Raw genomic sequence first — 19,025 nt, forward strand, 5'->3', positions numbered from 1 at the left:
CTGAGGCAGGATCAGAACGCCAGGCGTGCGCTGACACGCACGGTGCGCGGTTCCATCGGATGTACATGGCGGTCTTCGATGCCGGCGCCACAGCTGCCGCCCGTCACCTCGCGTGCGCTGCACGATGCGTAGTAGTACTCGATGTCGTTGCCCTTGCGGCCCGCGATGTTGAACACATCCAGGCCCAGAGTCAGCTGCGGATTGAGCTGATAGCGGGTGCCCAGGTTGAGCAGGGTGGCGGCATGCGAACGCACCGAATTCAAGGTGTCCAGCGCGCGGGGTCCCAGGTAGCGCAGCCGCAGCGAAGCCGTGAGCGGGCCTGACTGGTAGGTCAGTCCGCCGGCCAGCACCGCCTCGACTGCGTTGTCGATGTAGTTGCCTTCGCCGGCCGGTGCGTCGCCACGGAAACGGGCGCGGGAAAACGCTAGGTCCGCCTCGGCGCGCCAGGCCGCGTTGATGCGCTGGCGCAGCGTGGCCTCGATGCCCCGGCGCTGGCTGGACCGGCCGGGTTCGGTGGTGCCGGCGTCGCCCACGTAGACCAGTTCCGAATCCAGCTTCAGCTGCCACAACGCCAGCGTCGCGGTGGTGTCAGGGCCGGGCTGGTAACGCCAGCCGATCTCTGAGCCCGTGCCCTTGACCAGCGCCGCCACCCGGTCTGTGGCCTGTCCGGAAGCCGGGTCGACGGTGATGGTCGCGCCCCGCACGTCGTTGCTGTGGAAACCGCGCCCGGCGTTGACGTACAGCTCGCTGGACGGCGTAAGGGTATAGGCCAGGCCGAACTTGGGGCTGGCGACGGCGTCGTCGCCGCGCCCGCTGTTGAGGGTTCCGTAGGTCGCTTCCCGGCCGTTCACGTCGTAGCGCAGCATGTCGGCACGCAGGCCGGCATAACCGCGGAACCTGTCGGTGAAATTCACCAGTTGCTGGGCGTGTACCGAGAACAGGTCTTGCGACACCTTGTCGTCGCGTACGGTGCCCAGGCGTTGCCGAGCCTCGGTGTTGTAAAGCGCCACCTGGCCGATGCGGTCGCCACGCCACGCCACGCCGAAACTCAGGATGCCGTCCAGGCCGGCGACATGGTTGGCCATGCTGTGCGAAGCATTGGCGCCGTATACCTGGCGGCGGTCGACCTGCTCGAACTGGTCGCCGTTGACCGGGTTGTTCAGGAAATAGCTGAAGTTCGAGAACAGATCGAAGCGGTAGTCGATGGCGTAGAAGCCGAGTTGTGTATCGCCACCGGGGCGTTTGTCGAACCATTTGCCCGAGAGGCTCAGCCGGCGTGTGCTGCCGCCGTCGCTGCTGTCGAGCGATCCGTAGCGGCCGATCTGGCCGCTGTCGATCAGCCGTTGCGGCACCTGGTCGGTGGAAGTCCAGCTGCTGCGGTAGGCCATGCCGGTCAGGCTGAATCCGCGGCGTTCGGAGCCCTGCGAATAACGCAGCACCGCGTTGATCTTCTTCAGGTTCTCGGAGACGTCCCAGGGGCCGTCGTTGCCCTCGGCCTCGATGGCGCCCATCCAGGTCTGGTCCTGCAGCGTGCGCGAACCCGCCGCCACGACACGGCGGAAACCGTGGCCGCCAAGCGTGACCTCGGCAAAAGGCGCGTCGAGCGCACTCACGTAGTCCAGCGCGGCGCTGCCGGCCAGCGAGAAGTCGCCGCCGTCGGCGAAGTAGGGACCCTTGCGGTAACGCACGCCGGACACCAGTTCGGGTATCAGGAAGTTGAGGTCGGCATATCCCTGGCCGTGGCCGTGCGTCGGCATGTTGACCGGCATGCCGTCGACGGTCACGGCGAAGTCGGTGCCGTGGTCGAGGTTGAAACCACGCAGGAAATACTGGTTGGCCTTGCCGTCACCGGAATGTTGGGTCGCCACCACGCCGGGCACCGCCTCGACGATGTCGCCGGGTCGCAGCTTGGGCCGGTTCTGGAACGAATCCTTCTCGGCCGCGCCCTCGCTGGCGCTGTCGGCGGTGCCTACGGAGGCATCGCGCGGACCGGTCACCTCCACCTCCGGCAGATGGGCCTGCACACCGACCGGCAAAAGCGCGGCACCGCTTAACAGGGCGGTGACGAGAAGAGAGCGTGCGTGGCGGCTGCAAGGCATGTTGTTTTGTCTTTGTGTGAAGAACAGCAAATTATTCACACCAACTGTGACGATTTAAAGCGGATTTGTATGCGTCCGATTTGTCACGGCTTCGTCACTACTACGTAATGACTTGTTTTTAGGATGAACTTCTTCGGCCGATCAGAGTCGCGGGCCCCGCCCGGCGCTCACCACACCATTTCCAGAACCGTCCCCGAAAGGCACCCATCCATGGTTTCGCAACGATTCATCTTCCGCGGCGTGGCGACCGCCGCACTGCTCGGCCTGCTGGCTGCCTGCGGTGGCGGCAGCAACGACCCCATCGTCGTCAGCGCACCGGTCACCCCGGTCGCGCCGGCCACGCCCACGCCGGCCCAGCAGTTCGCCACCGACTACAGCGCAAGTGTCGCGGCCCTCGGCACCACCGCCGGCCTGACCAGCGGCGCCATCCTGGACTCCATCGACGACGGTTTCCTGGACGCCGGCTACACCAAGCCGGCCATGCGCGCCCAGCTGGCGCAGGAAGCCGCTGCCCGTGCCGAAACGCCCGACCTGGCTTTCCCCGGCGTGACCCTGTCCAACATCGCCATCAGCGCATGCGATGCCGCCGGCCTTTGCACCATGACCGCCACGCTGACCAACGCCGACGCCGACAGCACCTCCACCACCTTCACCACCCGCGTGAAGCTGACCTCCAACAAGTACCGCCTGTACGGCGACCAGACCCAGGCCCCGACGGTTTGAAATCACAGGACCTCATTTCCATGAAGCACACCTCTTCCAAGATGCGCGAAACCGCAGTCGCGCTGGCTGCCGTCGCCGCCGCCGCCGCACTGCCGCACGCAGCATTCGCCGCCGACAAGGCCGCCAGCAAAGCCACCGGCACCTATGTGACCGGCGACTTCCACAACCACACCACCTGCTCCGACGGCACGCTGTCGCTGCAGAAGCTGATCAGCAAGTCGGCCGGCACCTTCAACCTGGACTGGTTCGTCCAGGCCGACCACGGCGGCAGCAGCACCCGCAACTGCACGCTGGCCGAAGATCCGTTCGAGCCGGTCGCGCCTGCGCTGGGCATTCCTTTGGGCACGACCATTCCGTCGAACGGCCAGCCAGCCTCCGACGCCAAGGGCCCCAATCAGACCTGGGAAGCCACCATCGGCCGCGACGCCATCAAGGGCAACAGCACCGCAACGCCCAAGGCGATGTTCCGCTGGCAGGAAATCTCGGAATTCCAGTATCCCAAGACCGAAATCGAAAGCCGCAACCGCAAGAAACCCATCTGGATCGGCGTCGAGCAGAACGCTCCGGGCCACGAACACGTCTCGACCACGGTGCTGAACGGCCAGTTGCCGTTCCCGTCGACCGCCACCGGCGGCAACGCCAACCTGCAGGCGCAGTACGAATATTGCTTCGACCGCAGCGACACCGACAACAGCCGCGGCGCCACCAACCAGTGGGACTGCTCGGTCACCGGCAGCGCCAACAACGGCCTGCTGGACGCCACCGCCCGCAAGATCACCGGCACCAATTCGGCTTCCACCGCCGACCTGGGTCACCTGAAGACCGTCGAAGGCATCAAGTGGATGGCCGAAAAAGCGCCCGACACCAGCTATTTCGTCCCGGCCCACCTGGAACGTGCCGGTGCGTACAACGCCAACGGCAACAACGGCTTCAACATCGAGCACCTGCGTAACTTCAACAACGCGGCTCCGCGCATCGCCTTCGGTTTCGAATCGATGCCCGGCCACCAGGCCGAAGCCAGCCGCGGCAGCTACGGCACCGGCGCGGTCGGCGGCGGCACCTACGGCGGCACCGGTGTCTATGCGGCGCAGGTCGGCGGCGTCTGGGACGCCCTGCTGGGCGAAGGCCGCAACTGGTGGTTCTTCGGCAGCTCCGACTATCACAACCGTGGCAGCTTCGGCCCGGACCAGCGTGAATCCACCGCGGACTTCTTCCCTGGCGAATACACCCGCGATTTCGTGATGGTCCGCAAGGGCAAGAACGACCTGACCGCCGGCGGCGTGATCGACGGCCTGCGCAGCGGCAACAGCTTCGTCGCCAACGGCCAGCTGATCGACCGCCTGTCGTTCAACGTCTGCGCCGCCCACCCGGGCCTGCCGCGCAACGCCGGCAAGGCACTGATGGAAAAAGCCGGTGCCAACGCGGTCGCCGCCAACGGCGACGTGCGGATCGACGGCTGCGCCACCATGGGCGAAAAGCTGGTGGTCCGCCCCGGCACCGACCTGGTCGTGACCATCGTCCTGCGTGACCCCACCGGCACCAGCAACGCGCCGTATTCGTTCCCGAATCCGTCGCTGAAGCAGGTCAACATCACCCAGCCGCTGAACCAGCCCGTGCTGGACCACGTGGACGTGATCAACGGCAACGTCACCGGTTATGTGAGCCCGACCAACACCGCCCGCTACGCCGGCCTGCTGAACTCGGTGGCCGCCACCAACAGCTCGGCCAAGGTCGCGAAGGTGTTCAACAGCAAGAACTGGACGGCGGCTGCCGACGGCACCATCAGCATGAGCTACATCGTGCCGGCTGCCAACGTCTCGCAGTACTTCCGCCTGCGCGGCACCAACCTGCCGGCTTCCGTGCCGGGTGAAACCGATGCCAACGGCAACCCGCTGCTGGACTTCGGTTCGAGCCCGGCAGACAGCACCCAGCCGGGCACCATCCCCTGTACCGATGCCGCCTGCCCGGCGCACCTGCGTACCGTGGGAGGCGTGAAGTACTCCACCTTCGACGTGGCCGGCTGGTCGGACCTCTGGTTCTACAGCAACCCGGTCTACATCGAAGTGACCAACTCGACCAAGGTCGCAGGCGTCAAGTAAATGCCGGGTGCATCCGCACCGGGGGCGCAGGCTCCCGGTGTTCTTCACCCGCCGGCGGCCCTGCTGCCGGCGGGTCTGAAACAAGCCGGCCTCGTGCCGGCCTTGTTCGTCATGCTGCTGTCCGGCGCCGCGGGCCTGGGCTGGCAGGTGGTGTGGACGGCGCAGTTCGGCGCCGGCCTCGGCCACGAGATCGTCGCCGTGCTGGCGGTGCTGGCCGCATTCTTCGGCGGGCTGGCACTGGGCGCCTGGGCACTGGGCCGCGCTATCGCGGCGAGCCGCCATCCCGGCCGCTGGTACGCCGGCTGCGAAGCCGTGCTGGCGGTCTGGGGCCTGGCCTTGAGTTTTTTCCTGCCCGCGCTGGTCCAGTCCGCCGCGCGGCTGATCGGTGCCGAGCCATCGGCGGGCTGGCATTGGGCCGTGTCCTTCGCCCTGCCTTTCATCGTGCTGCTGCCAGCCAGTGCAGCCATGGGCGCCACCCTGCCGGCGCTCGAAAGCCAGCTGCGCGCCGCGCACAGCCGCCTGGGAGCGCTGTATGCGGTCAACACCCTGGGCGCGGTCGCCGGTGTGTTGCTGGTGGTGTTCGTCGGCCTGCCGATGTGGGGCCTGTCCTTCACCGCCTGGCTGTGCGCGGCGGCCAACGGCCTGTGTGCGCTGGTGGCCTGGCGGACGTGGCGCAAACGGCCGGTGGTGCCCGGGCCCGTGGTTTCGATCCAGCCGTCGGGCCGGCGCCTGACCGGCCTGCTGCTGGCCACCGGCCTGCTCGGCATCGGCTATGAAGTGCTTGCCGTGCGGGTGCTGAGCCAGGTGACCGAAAACACCGTCTACAGCTACGCCTTGCTGCTGGCCATGTACCTGACGGGAACCGCGGCCGGGGCTGCGATCTACCAGCGCTGGTCGCCCATTGCGGCCGATTCCGACCGCTTGCGCGACCAGCTCCTGCGGGGCCTGGCGCTGGCCGTACTGCTGTCGGGCGCCGCCCTGCGCTGGTCTGACCTGCTGGCCGCCTTGCCGGCACGCTGGCTGGGGCAGGGCGCTTCCGCCGCGCTGGTCGGCGAAGCCCTGGCGGCGGCGGCGGCCATGTGGGCGCCGACCTTGCTGATGGGTGCCCTGTTCACCCATCTCTGCCTGCAGTCGCAGGCGCGCGGCTGGCCGCTGGGCCGTGCGCTGGCGCTCAACACGGCGGGCGCCGCGCTGGCGCCCGCCCTGGTCGGCGTATGGCTGCTGCCGGCGACCGGCGCCTATTTGCTGATCGCCCTGCTGGTGCTGGCCTATCTGCTGCTGCAACTTCCAGCGCACTGGCGCCGAGCCGACGCCATCATGGTGGCCGCGCTGGCACTGCTGATGGTCGTCGGCCTGCCGCCGCTGCGTTTCGTCGACGTGCCGGACGGCGGCCAGGTGCGAAGCTACCGCGAAGGCGTGATGGCCGCGGTCAGCGTGGTCGAAGACGACGAAGGCGTGTCTCGCCTGCGCATCAACAACCGGGCGCAGGAGGGCAGCAGTGCCAGCGGCCTGGTCGAATGGCGGCTGGCCCAGTTGCCGCTGCTGCTGCATACGGCGCCGCAACGGGCGCTGCTGCTGGGCGTGGGCACCGGTTTCACCGCAGCGGCTGCCGCCCAGCAGGGCAGCCTGCAGGTCGACGCGGTCGAACTGCTGCCCGAGATCGTGGCGGCAACCCGCCTGTTCGCCGATTCCCCTCAGGCACCGAAACCGGTGCGCCCGGTGCACATGGTGTCGGCCGACGCGCGTCGTTTCGTGCAGGCTGCCGGTCCGGCCTACGACGTGGTGGTGGCCGACCTTTTCCATCCGGCGCGCAGCGGTGCAGGGGCGCTCTACACGGTCGAGCAGTTCGAGGCGGTGCGCGCGCGGCTGGCGCCCGGCGGCCTGTTCTGCCAGTGGCTGGCCATCCACCAGATGGACCTGGACACCCTGCGCAGCATCGTCGCGGCCTTCCAGCAGGTGTTTCCCGGCGCCATCGCGGTGCTGGCCAGCAACAGCCTGGACACCCCGGTACTGGGCCTCGTCGCCCTGCCCGGCGACGGACGCATAGACCTCGGCGAAGTGCGCGCGCGCAGAAATGCCGCGCCGGCATCGCCGAGCCTGGCGCGTGGCCTGGCGACCGCCCACCTGGAAGACGAATTCGCCATCGCCGGCAGCGCCATCGCCGGCCCGGCCGCGCTGCGCCGGTTCGCCGGTACGGCCACCGTCAACACCGACGACCATCCGGTGGTGAACCACCGTGCGCCCTGGGCGACCTATGCGCCGGAATCACGCCCTCGCGACCGGCTCATGGCGCTTGTCGCGTTGCTTCAGCCCGATGCCGCCGAACTGCTGCACCAGCCGCAGCCCGGCGACGCCGAACGCATGGCGGCTTACTGGCAGGTGCGCCGCAGCTACCTGCAGTTCGGCGCCACGGTGCGGCCCGATCCCGACCCGGCCGTGATGCTGGCGAATGTGCAGGTGCCGCTGCTGGCGCTGCTGCAGCAAAGCCCGGAATTCCGGCCCGCCTGCGAGCCGCTGATCGCCATGGGCCGCGCGCTCGCTGCCAGCGACCCGCAACGGGTTCGCCAGCTGCGCGCCACGCTCGACCAGCTGCGGGCGCGCTGCCTGCGCGCGCCCTGAACAGCGCTCGAAAAAGACACCGACCGTCAACGACGTTTCACACCTTCACTGCAAGCTCATCCTTCATGAACCCGTCCAATCTTTTCAAACGCGCGCGCCGCGAGCCGCTGGTGCACTTCCTGCTGCTCGGCGCCGTCATTTTCGGTGTCGACCACCTCATCGATGGTCGCCGCGAAGACCCGCAGACCATCATCGTCAGCAACGAAGTGCAGAAGGAAGCCCGCGACATCTTCAGCGCCGGCCTGCAACGCCAGCCCAGCGCCAGCGACATGAAAAAGCTGGTCGACCGCTGGACCGACAACGAGATCCTCTACCGCGAAGGCCTGTCCCTGGGCCTGGACCGTGGCGACGCCACCATCCGCGAACGGGTGATCTTCAAGGCGCTTAGCGTGGCGCAGGCCGGCATCACGCTGCCGCGCATCGACGAAGCGGGCCTGAAGGCCTGGTTCGAGGCGCGCCACGAGAAATACGACGCGCCGGCGCTCTACACCTTCCTCGAAGCGGTGGTGACCGGCGACAGCACACCCGAATCCACCCAGGCCTTCGTGGCCGCGCTCAACAGCAACGAAAAGAGCGATGTGCAGAGCGACCTGCGCTCGTTCCAGCAGCGGCCGCGCGGCAACCTGCTCGAAAGCTACGGCGCCGATTTCGCCAGGGCCCTGGACGAAGCACCCGTCGGCCAGTGGCGCGCGGTGCCCAGCACCAGCGGGCTGCGGGTGGTGCAGGTCGAGGCGATCCGCCCGCCGGTGGCCGCGCAGTTCGACAACATCAAGGAAGCCGTCTACCAGGACTGGCGTGACGACACCATGGCCGAGATGACCACCATGGCGGTCCGCGAGATGGGCAAGAAGTACGCCGTGCGTGTGGAGAGTGTTCAGCCATGAGGACGTTCTTCCGATGGATGCTGGCGGGCATCGTGGTCGCCATGTCCGGTTTTGCCGGCCTGGCCCAGGCCCACGAGATGAGCCTGGCCGAGATGACCATGCGGGAAGTCGGCCCCGGCCAGTTCATCTATTCGTGGGGCGCGCCGGCCAAGAGCAAACCCATCGCCGAAGACCTGACGCCGGTCTGGCCCGAAGGCTGCCAGGCCACGACGCAGGTGGTGCAGTGCGGCCCGGGCGGGCTGGCCGGCACGTTGTCGGTGAAGGGTGTCGGCCAGGCGTATTCGGCGGCCATCGTGCGGATCGTCTGGCGCGATGGCCAGCAGAGCGTGGTGACGGTCAGCGGCGCGCAGCCTTCGGTGCAGCTGTTCGGCGGCGCCCGCGACGAACGCGGCGGGCTCGAGCTGGCGAAGCTCTACACGGTGCTGGGCGTGGAGCACATCCTGGGCGGCATCGACCACCTGATGTTCGTCATCGGCCTGCTGTTCCTGGTCGGGCTGAACCGACGCCTGGTCGGCACCATCACCGCCTTTACCGCTGCCCACAGCCTGACGCTGGCGGCAAGCGCGCTGGGCTGGCTCACGCTGCGGCCGCCGCCGGTGGAGGCCTGCATCGCGCTGTCCATCGTGCTGGTGTGCGCCGAGGCCCTGCGCGACCGGCAGACGCTCAGCCGACGCTGGCCGGCGCTGGTGGCCTTCCTGTTCGGTCTGGTGCACGGCCTGGGTTTCGCCGGGGCGCTGAAGGACATCGGCCTGCCGCAGCAGAACATCACGGTGGCGCTGCTGGGTTTCAACGTCGGCGTCGAGGTGGGGCAGTTGCTGGTGGTTTCTCTGGCTTGGGGGGCGGTCAGGCTGTTTGGCCGCATGCGTGGGTTTGTTTCGTTGCGGCAGCCGGCGCTTTATGTGATCGGGGCGGTGGCGGCCTATTGGTCGTTGACGCGGATCGTGGCCATTGCCAATTGAGGATGGCCCTTTTTTTATCTCCGCTTCGCTCTGATGTTTCTTCCGCGACTCCGTAGCGGGTCGACACCCAGAAGTAATAGAAGAAAAAACCAGGGCGAAACGGAAAAAAATCCCAGGCATATACATCCACAAAACCATTTCATAAATCCATCCATACCCCCTCGAGACACCAGAAAAATGGCAACGTCACAGGTATTCGCACTGTTCCCGACGCCAGTCATGCGAGTCGAACAGGTCATCGACGCCGACCAGGTGCAGACCCTGCGCAACACTCTCCTGAACGAGGCGGCGCTCACCAACCACCAGTCGCCCGACCTGCAGCACACCCGCATCCTGAATGCCGACGACCAGCCGGAGCTGCTGCAGAACCTGGCCCGCCGGCTAGGCCCGCACATCGTCGAACTCGGCGGCCTGCTGTTCGGCGAAAAGCTCCATTGGGGCATCAAGGAGATGTGGGTCAACGCCATGCAGACCGGCGGACGGCAGACGGTGCACAACCATGCCAACTGCTTCATTTCCGGCGTGCTGTACCTGAGCGATTGCGACCCATCCGCCAACACCGTCTTCATGCGCAACCTCGGTGGCCGCGACTACGTATTCGGCAACACCCATGCGCGTGCGACGGTCGGTGAGTTCAACGCCGACAAGTGGATCGGCCCGCCGCCGACGGCCGGCGACCTGCTGCTGTTTCCCAGCTACCTGCTCCACGAGGTGCCGGCCAACCGCGGCGGCCCGCGTGTGACGCTGGCCTTCAATGCCATTCCCCAGCGGCTCGACGCCTGGGGTTATTCGATTTCGTTCTCTTCCTGATTTCCGGACACCATGAAGCTTCATGACATCTTTTGCGCCGTGGCCGTGCTGGGAGCGACCACGCTCACGACGACCGTGGCCGGCGCCCACGAGTATTACGTGCCCGGCATGACCGTCGTCCACCCTTGGGGTGAAGCCACCGCGCCGGGTGCCACTTCGGCGCCCATCTATTTCACGGTGGACAACGTCACCAAGGCCGACCGCATCGTCAAGGTCGTCACGCCGCTGGCGGAGACCGTCGAGTTCCGCGATGCCGGCCCCGACAGCAAGCCGCCGCTGAAGAATCTGGCCATCAAGCCCGGCGACACCGAGTTCACCGCCGGCAAGCGCCACCTGCTGCTCAAGGGCCTGAAGATGCCGCTGGAATGGGGCCGCAGCTACGAAATGCTGCTGATGTTCGAAAAGGGCGGGCCGCTGCAGGTCCAGGTGTCGATAGGGGCGCACTGACCGGCCGCTGGAGATGGGTTAGCCTTGCCGGTTTTTTGCGGAAGACGGGGAAGCGGCATGGGCATGGATCAGGAACACGACGAAAACGCCGGCCAGGAAGACATCCGCGAACCCCGGCTCTGGCAGGTCGACGGCTGGACCGCCCGGGTCATCAAGAACGAGGACGACGAAGGCTGGGCGGTCGCCATGACCCAGGCCGGCCACGTCGAACCCGCCCTGGTCGGCCCGTGGACCATGGGCCGCGACAAAAAGAACCCCAAGCCGCTCGACACGGCGGCCTTCAATACGCTCGTGAAGACCGCCTACGAAGTGGTGCGCCGGGCCGAGCAGCACCTGCAGGCCACGCTGCACCGCCAGTTCGACATCGAAACCGACCGGGGCCGCATCACCGTGATGCTGGACATCGAGCCCGACGAGGACCATCCCAGCGCCACCCTCAGCGCGCAGGACGTCGCCGGTGAAAGCCTGGCCAGCATCAAGGTCTCGCCCGGTTTCGTGCTCAACCGCGCTTCGGCCCGGCGCTGGATCGAAGCCGACTTCGCCAAGCCCCGTTGATACACCGCAGTGCAAGCTGGCGACGATAATTCGGCCATGCTGATTCCGTTCACCAAGATGCAGGGTGCCGGCAACGACTTCGTCGTGCTGGACGAAACCCGCGGCCTGCTGGGCCTCTCGCCCGACCAGCTGCGTTTTCTGGCCGACCGCCATTTCGGCGTCGGCGCCGACCAGATCCTGTCGGTGCGGCCTTCGCCCGCGCCGGACATCGATTTCGAATACGTCATCTACAACGCCGACGGAGGCGAGGTGGAGCAGTGCGGCAACGGCGCGCGCTGTTTCGTGCGTTATGTGCGCCAGCGCGAGCTGACGCAGAAGGACGAGATCCGTGTGCGCACCAAATCCGGTGTCATCGTGCCGCGGCTCGATGCCGACGGCCGGGTGACGGTCGACATGGGCCAGCCGGTGTTCGAACCGTCGCGGGTCCCCTTCGACACCGCCGGCATCACCTCGCAGGCCGAAGGCGGCTGGGTAACCTGGCCGCTGGCGCTGGGCTCCGACGCCGCCGATCCGGTGGCCCATGTGGCCGTGGTGTCCATGGGCAACCCGCACGCGGTGTGGCTGGTCGACGATGTCGAGACCGCGCCGGTCGCCCGATACGGCCCGGTCATCGAGCGGCACACCCGTTTCCCGCAGCGGGTCAATGCCGGTTTCCTGCAGGTCGTCGACCGCAGGCATGTGCGGCTGAGGGTGTACGAACGCGGCGCTGGCGAAACCCTGGCCTGTGGCACCGGCGCCTGTGCGGCCGTCGTCGCCGGCATCCGCCTGGGGCTGCTGGACGCACGGGTCGATGTCGCCACCCGCGGTGGCACCCTCACCATTTCCTGGGCCGGCGGCAGTTCACCGGTCACCATGACCGGCCCCGCCGTCACCGTCTTCGAGGGCAGCATCGAGGTGCCCGATTCCCTCCGTCAGCCCTGAACATCGAAATAGCCCATGACGATCACCACCACCACACCCGAGCTGCCGGACGCGACTTCGGTGCCGCCCATCACCGAAGACGACATCGTCGATTACCTGGTCAACAACCCGGAATTCTTCGAGCGCCATGCCGAGGTGCTGACATCGGTGCAACTCACCAGCCCGCACGGGGCGCGCGCCGTCAGCCTGCAGGAACGCCAGGCCGAAATGCTGCGCGAGAAGATCAAGGCGCTGGAGCAGAAGGTGATGGCCATGGTGCGCAACGGCCATGAAAACACCGGCATCGCCGACAAGCTGCAGCGCTGGTCGCTGGTGCTGGCCGGCACCGCCGACCCGGCACTGCTGCCGGGCCGTGCGGTCGGCGCCGCACGTGAACAGTTCGGTGTGCCGCAGGCGGCCATCCGCCTGTGGGACCTGGCGCCTGCCCACAAGCTGGCGGCCTTTGCCGCCGACGCGGGCGAGGACCTGCGTGCGTTCGCCTCTTCGCTGGGCGAGCCGTATTGCGGCCCCAACCGCGGTTTCGATGCAGTGCGCCTGCTGGACAGCCCCACCGAAGCCGCCTCGATGGCGCTGATGCCGCTGCGGGATCCGAAGGACGGCGCCTGTTTCGGCCTGCTGGTGCTGGCATCCAACGAAATCGGCCGTTTCGACGCCAGCATGGGCACCGACTTCCTGCAGCGCATGGCTGCTCTGGCCGGCACCTCGCTGGCACGGCTGCGCTGAAGATGTCGGGCGGGGAGGGCGTCACCGCACCCGCCGGCCATCCGCTGGTCCTGCGTTATCTCGACCATGTGCGTTTCGAGAAACGCCTGGCCGAACGCACCGCCGTCCTCTACGGCATCGACCTGCAGAAACTGCTGTCGGCCTGCCAGGCGGTCGGCTTGGCGCCGGAGGCGGCGCACCACGCCCACATCCGCCGTTTCGCCGCCCAGATGCACGCCGAAGGCCGCAGCGCACGCGGCATCGCGCTGGTGCTTTCGGGCTGGCGCGGTTTTTATGCCTGGCTGGGCCGCGAGGGGCTGATCGCGCAGAACCCGGTGGCCAACGTGCGGGCGCCCAAGGCCGGCAAACCTCTGCCCAAGGCGCTGGGGGTGGACGACGCGGCGCAGCTGGCCGACTTCACCGCCGACGCCTCCGCTGCGGACAGTGAAGAATCCGCCTGGCTCGACCAGCGCGACGCCGCCATGGTCGAACTCTTCTACGGCTGCGGCCTGCGCGTCGGCGAACTGGTGGCGCTGGACGCCGCCGAAACCGCTGCCGGCCAGAAAGCCGGCCACGGCTGGGTCGACCTGCAGGACGGCATGGTCCATGTGCGCGGCAAGGGCAGCAAATGGCGCGCGGTGCCGATTGCCGGCAAGGCGTCGGAAGCCATCGCCCTGTGGCTGCCGGTGCGGGCCAGCGTGCTGCCGGCAGATGCACTGTCGCAGGCCGCAATGTTCCCCGGCCGGCGCGGCACCCGGCTCACGCCGCAGGCGGTATGGCAGCGGCTGCGTTCGCGCAGTACGGCGGCCGGGCTGGCCATGCCGGTGCATCCGCACATGCTGCGGCATTCGTATGCCAGCCACCTGCTTCAATCCAGCGGCGACCTGCGGGCGGTTCAGGAACTGCTGGGCCATGCCAGCATCACCACCACGCAGGTGTACACACGCCTGGACTTCCAGCATCTGGCGCAGGTGTACGACACGGCGCATCCCCGTGCCAGATCCAGGACCGGCAAACCCGCCAAACCGGGCGAGCCTGGAAATTCCTGAACCCCTTGAACGGGCGGCATCTCCGCCCCGAGCTACCCCATGAAAACCCTTCGACTCCGCGACGGCAAGGAACGCTCCCTGCTGCGCCAGCATCCCTGGATCTTCGAATCGGCCATCGCCCGCGGGGCCGCCGACAGCGGCGAGACCGTTCGGGTGGAAAGCCATGACGGCAGGTTCCTCGGCTGGGCGGCCTTCAGTCCCAGCTCACGCATCCGCGCCCGCATGTGGAGTTTTGTCGAGTCCGACCGCATCGACGCCGCCTTCTTCCTGGCGCGCGTAAAGGCCGCCGTCGACATGCGGCCGCACCTGGGCATCGCCAGCAACGGCGTGCGCCTGGTACACGGCGAGTCCGACGGCTTGCCGGGCCTGGTGGTCGATCGTTACGACGACACCCTGGTGGCCCAGTTCGGCAGCGCCGGCGTGGAGCGCTGGAAAACCGTGCTGGCCGACGCCCTGCTGGCGGCGACCGGCCTGAGCAAACTCTACGAACGTTCCGATGCGAGCGCGCGCGGCCTCGAAGGCCTGCCCGAAGTCACCGGATGGCTGCGTGGCGAAGGCCCGACCGAACTGGTGCTGCAGGAGCACGGCTGGCGGCTGGGCCTGGACATCGCCACCGGCCACAAGACCGGTTATTACCTGGACCAGCGTGACAGCCGCAAGGCCTTTGCCGACACCGTTGCCCGGCTGGGTTCGCGCCGCGTGCTGAACTGCTTCAGCTACACCGGCGGCTTCACCGTGGCAGCGCGCGCCGGCCAGCGGGCAGCGGGCGTCGAGGGCGGCGAGGTGACCTCCATCGACTCGTCCGGCCCGGCGCTGGAGCAGGCACGTGAAAACCTGAGGCTGAACGGCTTCGACGACACCGGCTGCGAATTCCTCGATGCCGACGTCAACGCCAGCCTGCGCCGCTTCGGCCAGGAAGGCCGGGTGTTCGACGCCATCGTGCTCGACCCGCCCAAGTTCGCCCCCACCTCGGCCCATGCCGAGCGCGCCGCACGCGCCTACAAGGACATCAACCGGCTGGCCCTGAAACTGCTGGTGCCGGGCGGCGTGCTGTTCACCTATTCGTGTTCGGGCGGCATACCGCCGGACCTGTTCCACAAGATCGTGGCCGGCGCGGGCGGCGATGCCGGGGTGGACGGCTACGTCATCCAGCGCATGACCGGTGCGGCCGACCACCCCATGACACTCAACTTCCCCGAAGGCGATTACCTCAAGGGCCTGGCGGTCATGCGGCGAGCTGACACCGCGGCTTGACGGCTTCGCTAAACTCATTTGCTGCCTCCGGGCACCCCCTCCCAGACTTCCGTTCAGCCCCAGGATCCGACCCATGAGCCTCATCCCCGCCACCATCCTCACCGGCTTTCTCGGCTCGGGCAAAACCACCTTGCTCAAGCGTCTGCTGTCCGAGAACCACGGCATGAAGATCGCCGTCATCGAAAACGAATTCGGTGAAGAAAACATCGACAACGACATCCTGGTGAGCGAGTCCACCGAGCAGATCGTGCAGATGAGCAACGGTTGCGTCTGCTGCACCATCCGCGAAGACCTGCGCGAAGCCCTGCAGCTGCTGGCCGCCAAGAAACGCAAGGGCCTGCTGGACTTCGACCGGGTCGTCATCGAGACCACCGGCCTGGCCGACCCCGGTCCGGTGGCCCAGACCTTCTTCATGGACGAGGAGATCGCCGAAAGCTACCTGCTCGACTCCATCCTCACCCTGGTCGACGCCAAACACGCGCCGCAGCAGCTCAACGACCGGCAGGAAGCACGCCGCCAGGTGGGTTTTGCCGACCAGCTGTTCATCAGCAAGACCGACCTGGTGTCCGCCGAAGAGACCGACGCGCTGATCCACCGCCTGAAGCACATGAACCCGCGTGCGCCCATCCAGGCGGTCAACTTCGGCAACGTGCCGCTGACCAACGTGCTGGACCTGCGCGGCTTCAACCTGAACGCCACGCTGGACATCGATCCGGACTTCCTGAAGGAAGACGACGGCGGCCATGGGCACGACCATGAACACCACGACCATGAGCACGGCGAGCATTGCGACCATCCCTCGCATGCCGGAGGTGCGCACGCCGGCCACGGTCACCACCACCACCACGACGACGATGTGAAGAGCTTCGCCTTCAAGTCCGAACGTCCGTTCGACCCGGCCAAGCTCGAGGATTTCCTGGGCGCCATCGTCAACATCTACGGCCCGCGCATGCTGCGTTACAAGGGCGTGCTGAACATGCAGGGAACCGAGCGCAAGGTCATCTTCCAGGGCGTGCACCAGCTGATGGGCAGCGACCTGGGACCGGCCTGGGCCGAAGGCGAGACCCGCAACAGCAAAATGGTGTTCATCGGCATCGATCTACCCCGAGACATCTTTCTGCAGGGACTTCAGCAATGCCTGGTCGGATGACGGCTTTTCCGGCTGTTTGAGCCTATACAATCGCGCGCCGGCAAACAGCCGGTCCGTCCCAATCAGGACACCGCCCAACCGTAAGGAGGCAGCGAGTGAACGCCATGTCGAGCAAATCCCCTGCCGCAACGCCGTCGGGGAAACGTTCCGCCGCCGCGAAGGTCCCCTCCGACACGTCGGTCGGCCTAACGCCGGCTTCCCGCGCCGTCCGCCAGCCCCTACCATTGCCGGGTTCGCCTTTGTCGGCCTACCCCGCAACATCTGCCAGCCCTTCCAAGACCATGCCTTCCATCGTTCCTGCCCCCGTGAAGAAAGACCCGAAGCTTGCCCAGAACTGGAAGAGCAAGTCGGGCGACACCCTGACCGATCCCGAAGTGATCGCCATGCCTGACAGCGAGTACATGAACGAGAAACAGCTGGCGTTCTTCCGCCACAAGCTCGTCGTGCTCAAGCAGGACATGCTGGCCAATGCCGGAGAAACCACCGAACACCTGCGCGAAGACACGGTCGTCGTGCCCGACCCGGCCGACCGTGCCACCATCGAGGAAGAACACGCACTCGAACTGCGCACCCGTGACCGCGAACGCAAGCTGCTGAAGAAGATCGAACAGTCCATCGCCCGCATCGACGCCGGCGACTACGGCTACTGCGACGAGACCGGCGAACCCATCGGTGTCGGCCGCCTGCTGGCGCGTCCCACCGCCACGCTGTCGCTCGAGGCGCAGCAACGCCGCGAACTCAAGCAGAAGATGTTCGGAGACTGAGCGCAACTCGCCGCTCTCGATGCTTCCCGACTCATCCCCAGCAGCCCGGCGCGTCATCGCGCCGCGGGCCTGACGCCATGCCGCGTCGCGACGTTCCCGGATTTTTCGGAAAGCTGGCGCGCTGGGTCGGATTCGGCAGTGGCGACACACCGCCGCCCCTGGTCGGAGCCCTGGTTCCACAGGGGTTCGCCGAATCGGAAATCGATCCTGACGGCGAGGGTGGCAAGGGTAGACAGCTGCTGCGTGAACTGATGGAGCGGCGGCGCCGTAACGACCTGGTCCGAAAACGCGAATTCGACCAGTTGCGCCGCTTGCGCCGCATGGCGGCCGTTTCGTCCTCGGCGCAAGAAGAAGATACCGGCCTGGACAGCGAGCCCGGGGGCACCTCCTTCCTCGACACTGCCATCGACAACGGCTCCGAAGAGCGGGCCATGACGCTGCGCAAGATCAACGAGATCGAAGAGCAGATGTCGCGCCAGTGGTGGAAGACCCGGCCGGCCGAAGGCATGGAACGCAGCCGGGACGCGCCCCATGGCGGCTCTTCGTCCGCTGCGACGGAAGGCCATGCCAGCGGCCCGGTTTCGACGGCACAGCATCGCCCGCCCGCATCCACCTTCGCCACGACCGCGCTGCACGGCGATCAAAGCCGTTTCGCCACCACCGGCCGCACCTGGTCGCCTCCGCCGAGTCGTCCCATGTCGATCGGCATGACCGAAACAAACACGACGCCTTCGGAGCGCGGCGTGCGCGACGGAGTGCCGCCGACCTCGGCCCAGGTGCTGACCCCTGACCTGGAGCTTCCCGACCTCGAGCTTCCGCGGGTGGACAAGCGCGATCCCTCGGTTTCCCTGCTGGTGGATACCGGTCCCGGTCCCTTGCCCGGTCCGCAACCGTCTCTGCCCGGCTTCGCGCACGACCCGGCGCTGGAAGAAGCCGCCATCGAATTTGCCAATGCGGATTCCGCAGCCGCGCAGGACAGCCTGCGTGGGCTGATCGACGCCGGTGCCCGCGACACCTCGGGCAGCCCGGTGGCGCACCGCGAATACTGGCACACGCTGTTCGACCTGTACCGCGCGCTCGGCCAGCGTGATGCTTTCGAGGCATCGGCCATCGCCTATGCCGAACGTTTCGGGCTTTCGCCGCCGGCCTGGGTTTCGCTGGCCGCCGCCACCACGCCGCCGCCGGCCAGCACCTCCGACAGCTACTGGCGTGCGCCTTTGCTGGTGGGGGCCGACGCGGTCACCCACCTGAAGCGCGGCACAGCGGCCGCCACCGGCGCCTGGTGGCTCGACTGGTCGGGGCTCGAAGGTTTCGAATACGGCGCCGTCGCTCCGCTGCTGGAGGTATTCGTCGCCTGGGGCAAGCTGCCGGTGAGGGTCTATTTCGAGGGCGCCGAGCGCCTGCTGGCCGCCCTGGAGGCCCGTACGCTGACCGGTGCCGCCGATGCCGAAGCCGACTGGTGGCGGCTACGCATGGAAACCCTGCGGCTGCTGCGGCGGATGGACGACTACGAGGAGGCCGCCCTCGACTACTGCATCACCTACGAGGTGTCGCCGCCGTCGTGGCTGGCGCCGCTGTGCGATTGCCGCGCGCTGCCCATCGGCAGTTACCAGACGGCGGTCGCCGACCCGATGCTGCACGGGGCAGATGTGCTGGCGCTGGTCGGCGCGCCCGAGGCGGCCACGCTGGCGGGCGAGATCGGCAGCGATGTTGCGACGGTGCTGGCGCATCTCGACGCCGCCATCGCGCTGCAGCAGCAAACCCCGTTACCGGGCCGCGAAGACCTGCTGGTGATCGATTGCACCCGCCTCGTACGGCTCGATTTCGTGGCGGCCGGCTCGGTGCTGGGGTGGGCCGCCACCCGTCATGCGGAAGGCCTGGCCATCGAATTCCGCAACATGCACCGCCTGGTCGGCATCTTCTTCAATGTGACCGGCATCAGCGACTACGCACGGGTCTACGTACGGCTCGATTGATTCCAGCCATTGAA

16 protein-coding genes are annotated in these 19,025 nt (G+C 67.3%); 15 read left to right on the plus strand and 1 reads right to left on the minus strand.

Annotation, left to right across the window (positions count from 1 at the left end; genetic code table 11):
- Positions 1 to 11: 11 nt before the first annotated feature.
- Positions 12 to 2,099 carry a TonB-dependent receptor gene (locus AC3ANW_RS02180; protein ID WP_488343572.1) on the minus strand — a complete coding sequence of 696 codons (2,088 nt, stop codon included), beginning with the start codon at positions 2,097 to 2,099 and terminating at the stop codon, positions 12 to 14.
- Between the two features lie 210 nt (positions 2,100 to 2,309).
- On the opposite strand from AC3ANW_RS02180, the gene AC3ANW_RS02185 reads away from it, so the two are divergent.
- The 15 genes from AC3ANW_RS02185 (at position 2,310) to AC3ANW_RS02255 (ending at position 19,011) form a co-directional block, all read left to right on the plus strand.
- On the plus strand, positions 2,310 to 2,822 hold the full coding sequence (locus tag AC3ANW_RS02185; protein ID WP_488343573.1) for a hypothetical protein: 513 nt from the start codon (positions 2,310 to 2,312) through the stop codon (positions 2,820 to 2,822).
- Between the two features lie 20 nt (positions 2,823 to 2,842).
- Positions 2,843 to 4,921 (plus strand): hypothetical protein, encoded by a 2,079-nt coding sequence (locus AC3ANW_RS02190; protein WP_488343574.1) that lies wholly within the window; start codon positions 2,843 to 2,845, stop codon positions 4,919 to 4,921.
- Positions 4,922 to 7,540 carry a spermine/spermidine synthase domain-containing protein gene (locus tag AC3ANW_RS02195; protein ID WP_488343575.1) on the plus strand — a complete coding sequence of 873 codons (2,619 nt, stop codon included), beginning with the start codon at positions 4,922 to 4,924 and terminating at the stop codon, positions 7,538 to 7,540.
- A gap of 65 nt (positions 7,541 to 7,605) precedes the next feature.
- Positions 7,606 to 8,424, plus strand: a complete 819-nt coding sequence (locus AC3ANW_RS02200) for a peptidyl-prolyl cis-trans isomerase (protein WP_488343576.1) — start codon at positions 7,606 to 7,608, stop codon at positions 8,422 to 8,424.
- Positions 8,421 to 9,383 (plus strand): HupE/UreJ family protein, encoded by a 963-nt coding sequence (locus AC3ANW_RS02205; protein WP_488343577.1) that lies wholly within the window; start codon positions 8,421 to 8,423, stop codon positions 9,381 to 9,383. The genes AC3ANW_RS02200 and AC3ANW_RS02205 overlap by 4 nt, the downstream gene beginning before the upstream one ends.
- 177 nt (positions 9,384 to 9,560) lie before the next feature.
- Positions 9,561 to 10,193: a putative 2OG-Fe(II) oxygenase gene (locus AC3ANW_RS02210; protein WP_488343578.1), complete on the plus strand. Its 633-nt coding sequence runs from the start codon at positions 9,561 to 9,563 to the stop codon at positions 10,191 to 10,193.
- Between the two features lie 12 nt (positions 10,194 to 10,205).
- Positions 10,206 to 10,640, plus strand: coding sequence for a copper chaperone PCu(A)C (locus AC3ANW_RS02215; protein WP_488343579.1), 435 nt, complete (start codon positions 10,206 to 10,208; stop codon positions 10,638 to 10,640).
- Positions 10,641 to 10,697: 57 nt separating this feature from the next.
- Positions 10,698 to 11,195, plus strand: coding sequence for a hypothetical protein (locus AC3ANW_RS02220; protein ID WP_488343580.1), 498 nt, complete (start codon positions 10,698 to 10,700; stop codon positions 11,193 to 11,195).
- 36 nt (positions 11,196 to 11,231) lie between these two features.
- Entirely contained in the window at positions 11,232 to 12,116 is an 885-nt protein-coding gene (dapF, locus tag AC3ANW_RS02225; protein ID WP_488343581.1) for a diaminopimelate epimerase, read from the plus strand.
- A gap of 15 nt (positions 12,117 to 12,131) precedes the next feature.
- Positions 12,132 to 12,839: a DUF484 family protein gene (locus AC3ANW_RS02230; RefSeq protein WP_488343582.1), complete on the plus strand. Its 708-nt coding sequence runs from the start codon at positions 12,132 to 12,134 to the stop codon at positions 12,837 to 12,839.
- A 2-nt stretch (positions 12,840 to 12,841) separates the two neighbouring features.
- A complete protein-coding gene (locus tag AC3ANW_RS02235; protein WP_488343583.1) occupies positions 12,842 to 13,867 on the plus strand; it encodes a tyrosine-type recombinase/integrase in 1,026 nt (341 codons plus the stop codon).
- Positions 13,868 to 13,906: 39 nt separating this feature from the next.
- Complete coding sequence (locus tag AC3ANW_RS02240) at positions 13,907 to 15,121, plus strand: class I SAM-dependent rRNA methyltransferase (protein WP_488343584.1); 1,215 nt, start codon at positions 13,907 to 13,909, stop codon at positions 15,119 to 15,121.
- Positions 15,122 to 15,194: 73 nt separating this feature from the next.
- Entirely contained in the window at positions 15,195 to 16,271 is a 1,077-nt protein-coding gene (locus tag AC3ANW_RS02245; RefSeq protein ID WP_488343585.1) for a CobW family GTP-binding protein, read from the plus strand.
- Positions 16,272 to 16,375: 104 nt separating this feature from the next.
- Positions 16,376 to 17,035 (plus strand): RNA polymerase-binding protein DksA, encoded by a 660-nt coding sequence (dksA, locus tag AC3ANW_RS02250; protein ID WP_488343586.1) that lies wholly within the window; start codon positions 16,376 to 16,378, stop codon positions 17,033 to 17,035.
- A 77-nt stretch (positions 17,036 to 17,112) separates the two neighbouring features.
- On the plus strand, positions 17,113 to 19,011 hold the full coding sequence (locus AC3ANW_RS02255; RefSeq protein ID WP_488343587.1) for an STAS domain-containing protein: 1,899 nt from the start codon (positions 17,113 to 17,115) through the stop codon (positions 19,009 to 19,011).
- Positions 19,012 to 19,025: the final 14 nt, after the last annotated feature.

The sequence above is a fragment of the Xylophilus sp. PBN-3R genome, from assembly GCF_057747805.1.

Excerpts from the sequence above, each read along its gene's own strand:
- AC3ANW_RS02180 (WP_488343572.1), bottom strand. The coding sequence starts at position 2,099 with ATGCCTTGCAGCCGCCACGCACGCTCTCTTCTCGTCACCGCCCTGTTA.
- AC3ANW_RS02185 (WP_488343573.1), top strand. The coding sequence starts at position 2,310 with ATGGTTTCGCAACGATTCATCTTCCGCGGCGTGGCGACCGCCGCACTG.
- AC3ANW_RS02190 (WP_488343574.1), top strand. The coding sequence starts at position 2,843 with ATGAAGCACACCTCTTCCAAGATGCGCGAAACCGCAGTCGCGCTGGCT.
- AC3ANW_RS02195 (WP_488343575.1), top strand. The coding sequence starts at position 4,922 with ATGCCGGGTGCATCCGCACCGGGGGCGCAGGCTCCCGGTGTTCTTCAC.
- AC3ANW_RS02200 (WP_488343576.1), top strand. The coding sequence starts at position 7,606 with ATGAACCCGTCCAATCTTTTCAAACGCGCGCGCCGCGAGCCGCTGGTG.
- AC3ANW_RS02205 (WP_488343577.1), top strand. The coding sequence starts at position 8,421 with ATGAGGACGTTCTTCCGATGGATGCTGGCGGGCATCGTGGTCGCCATG.
- AC3ANW_RS02210 (WP_488343578.1), top strand. The coding sequence starts at position 9,561 with ATGGCAACGTCACAGGTATTCGCACTGTTCCCGACGCCAGTCATGCGA.
- AC3ANW_RS02215 (WP_488343579.1), top strand. The coding sequence starts at position 10,206 with ATGAAGCTTCATGACATCTTTTGCGCCGTGGCCGTGCTGGGAGCGACC.
- AC3ANW_RS02220 (WP_488343580.1), top strand. The coding sequence starts at position 10,698 with ATGGGCATGGATCAGGAACACGACGAAAACGCCGGCCAGGAAGACATC.
- dapF (WP_488343581.1), top strand. The coding sequence starts at position 11,232 with ATGCTGATTCCGTTCACCAAGATGCAGGGTGCCGGCAACGACTTCGTC.
- AC3ANW_RS02230 (WP_488343582.1), top strand. The coding sequence starts at position 12,132 with ATGACGATCACCACCACCACACCCGAGCTGCCGGACGCGACTTCGGTG.
- AC3ANW_RS02235 (WP_488343583.1), top strand. The coding sequence starts at position 12,842 with ATGTCGGGCGGGGAGGGCGTCACCGCACCCGCCGGCCATCCGCTGGTC.
- AC3ANW_RS02240 (WP_488343584.1), top strand. The coding sequence starts at position 13,907 with ATGAAAACCCTTCGACTCCGCGACGGCAAGGAACGCTCCCTGCTGCGC.
- AC3ANW_RS02245 (WP_488343585.1), top strand. The coding sequence starts at position 15,195 with ATGAGCCTCATCCCCGCCACCATCCTCACCGGCTTTCTCGGCTCGGGC.
- dksA (WP_488343586.1), top strand. The coding sequence starts at position 16,376 with ATGTCGAGCAAATCCCCTGCCGCAACGCCGTCGGGGAAACGTTCCGCC.
- AC3ANW_RS02255 (WP_488343587.1), top strand. The coding sequence starts at position 17,113 with ATGCCGCGTCGCGACGTTCCCGGATTTTTCGGAAAGCTGGCGCGCTGG.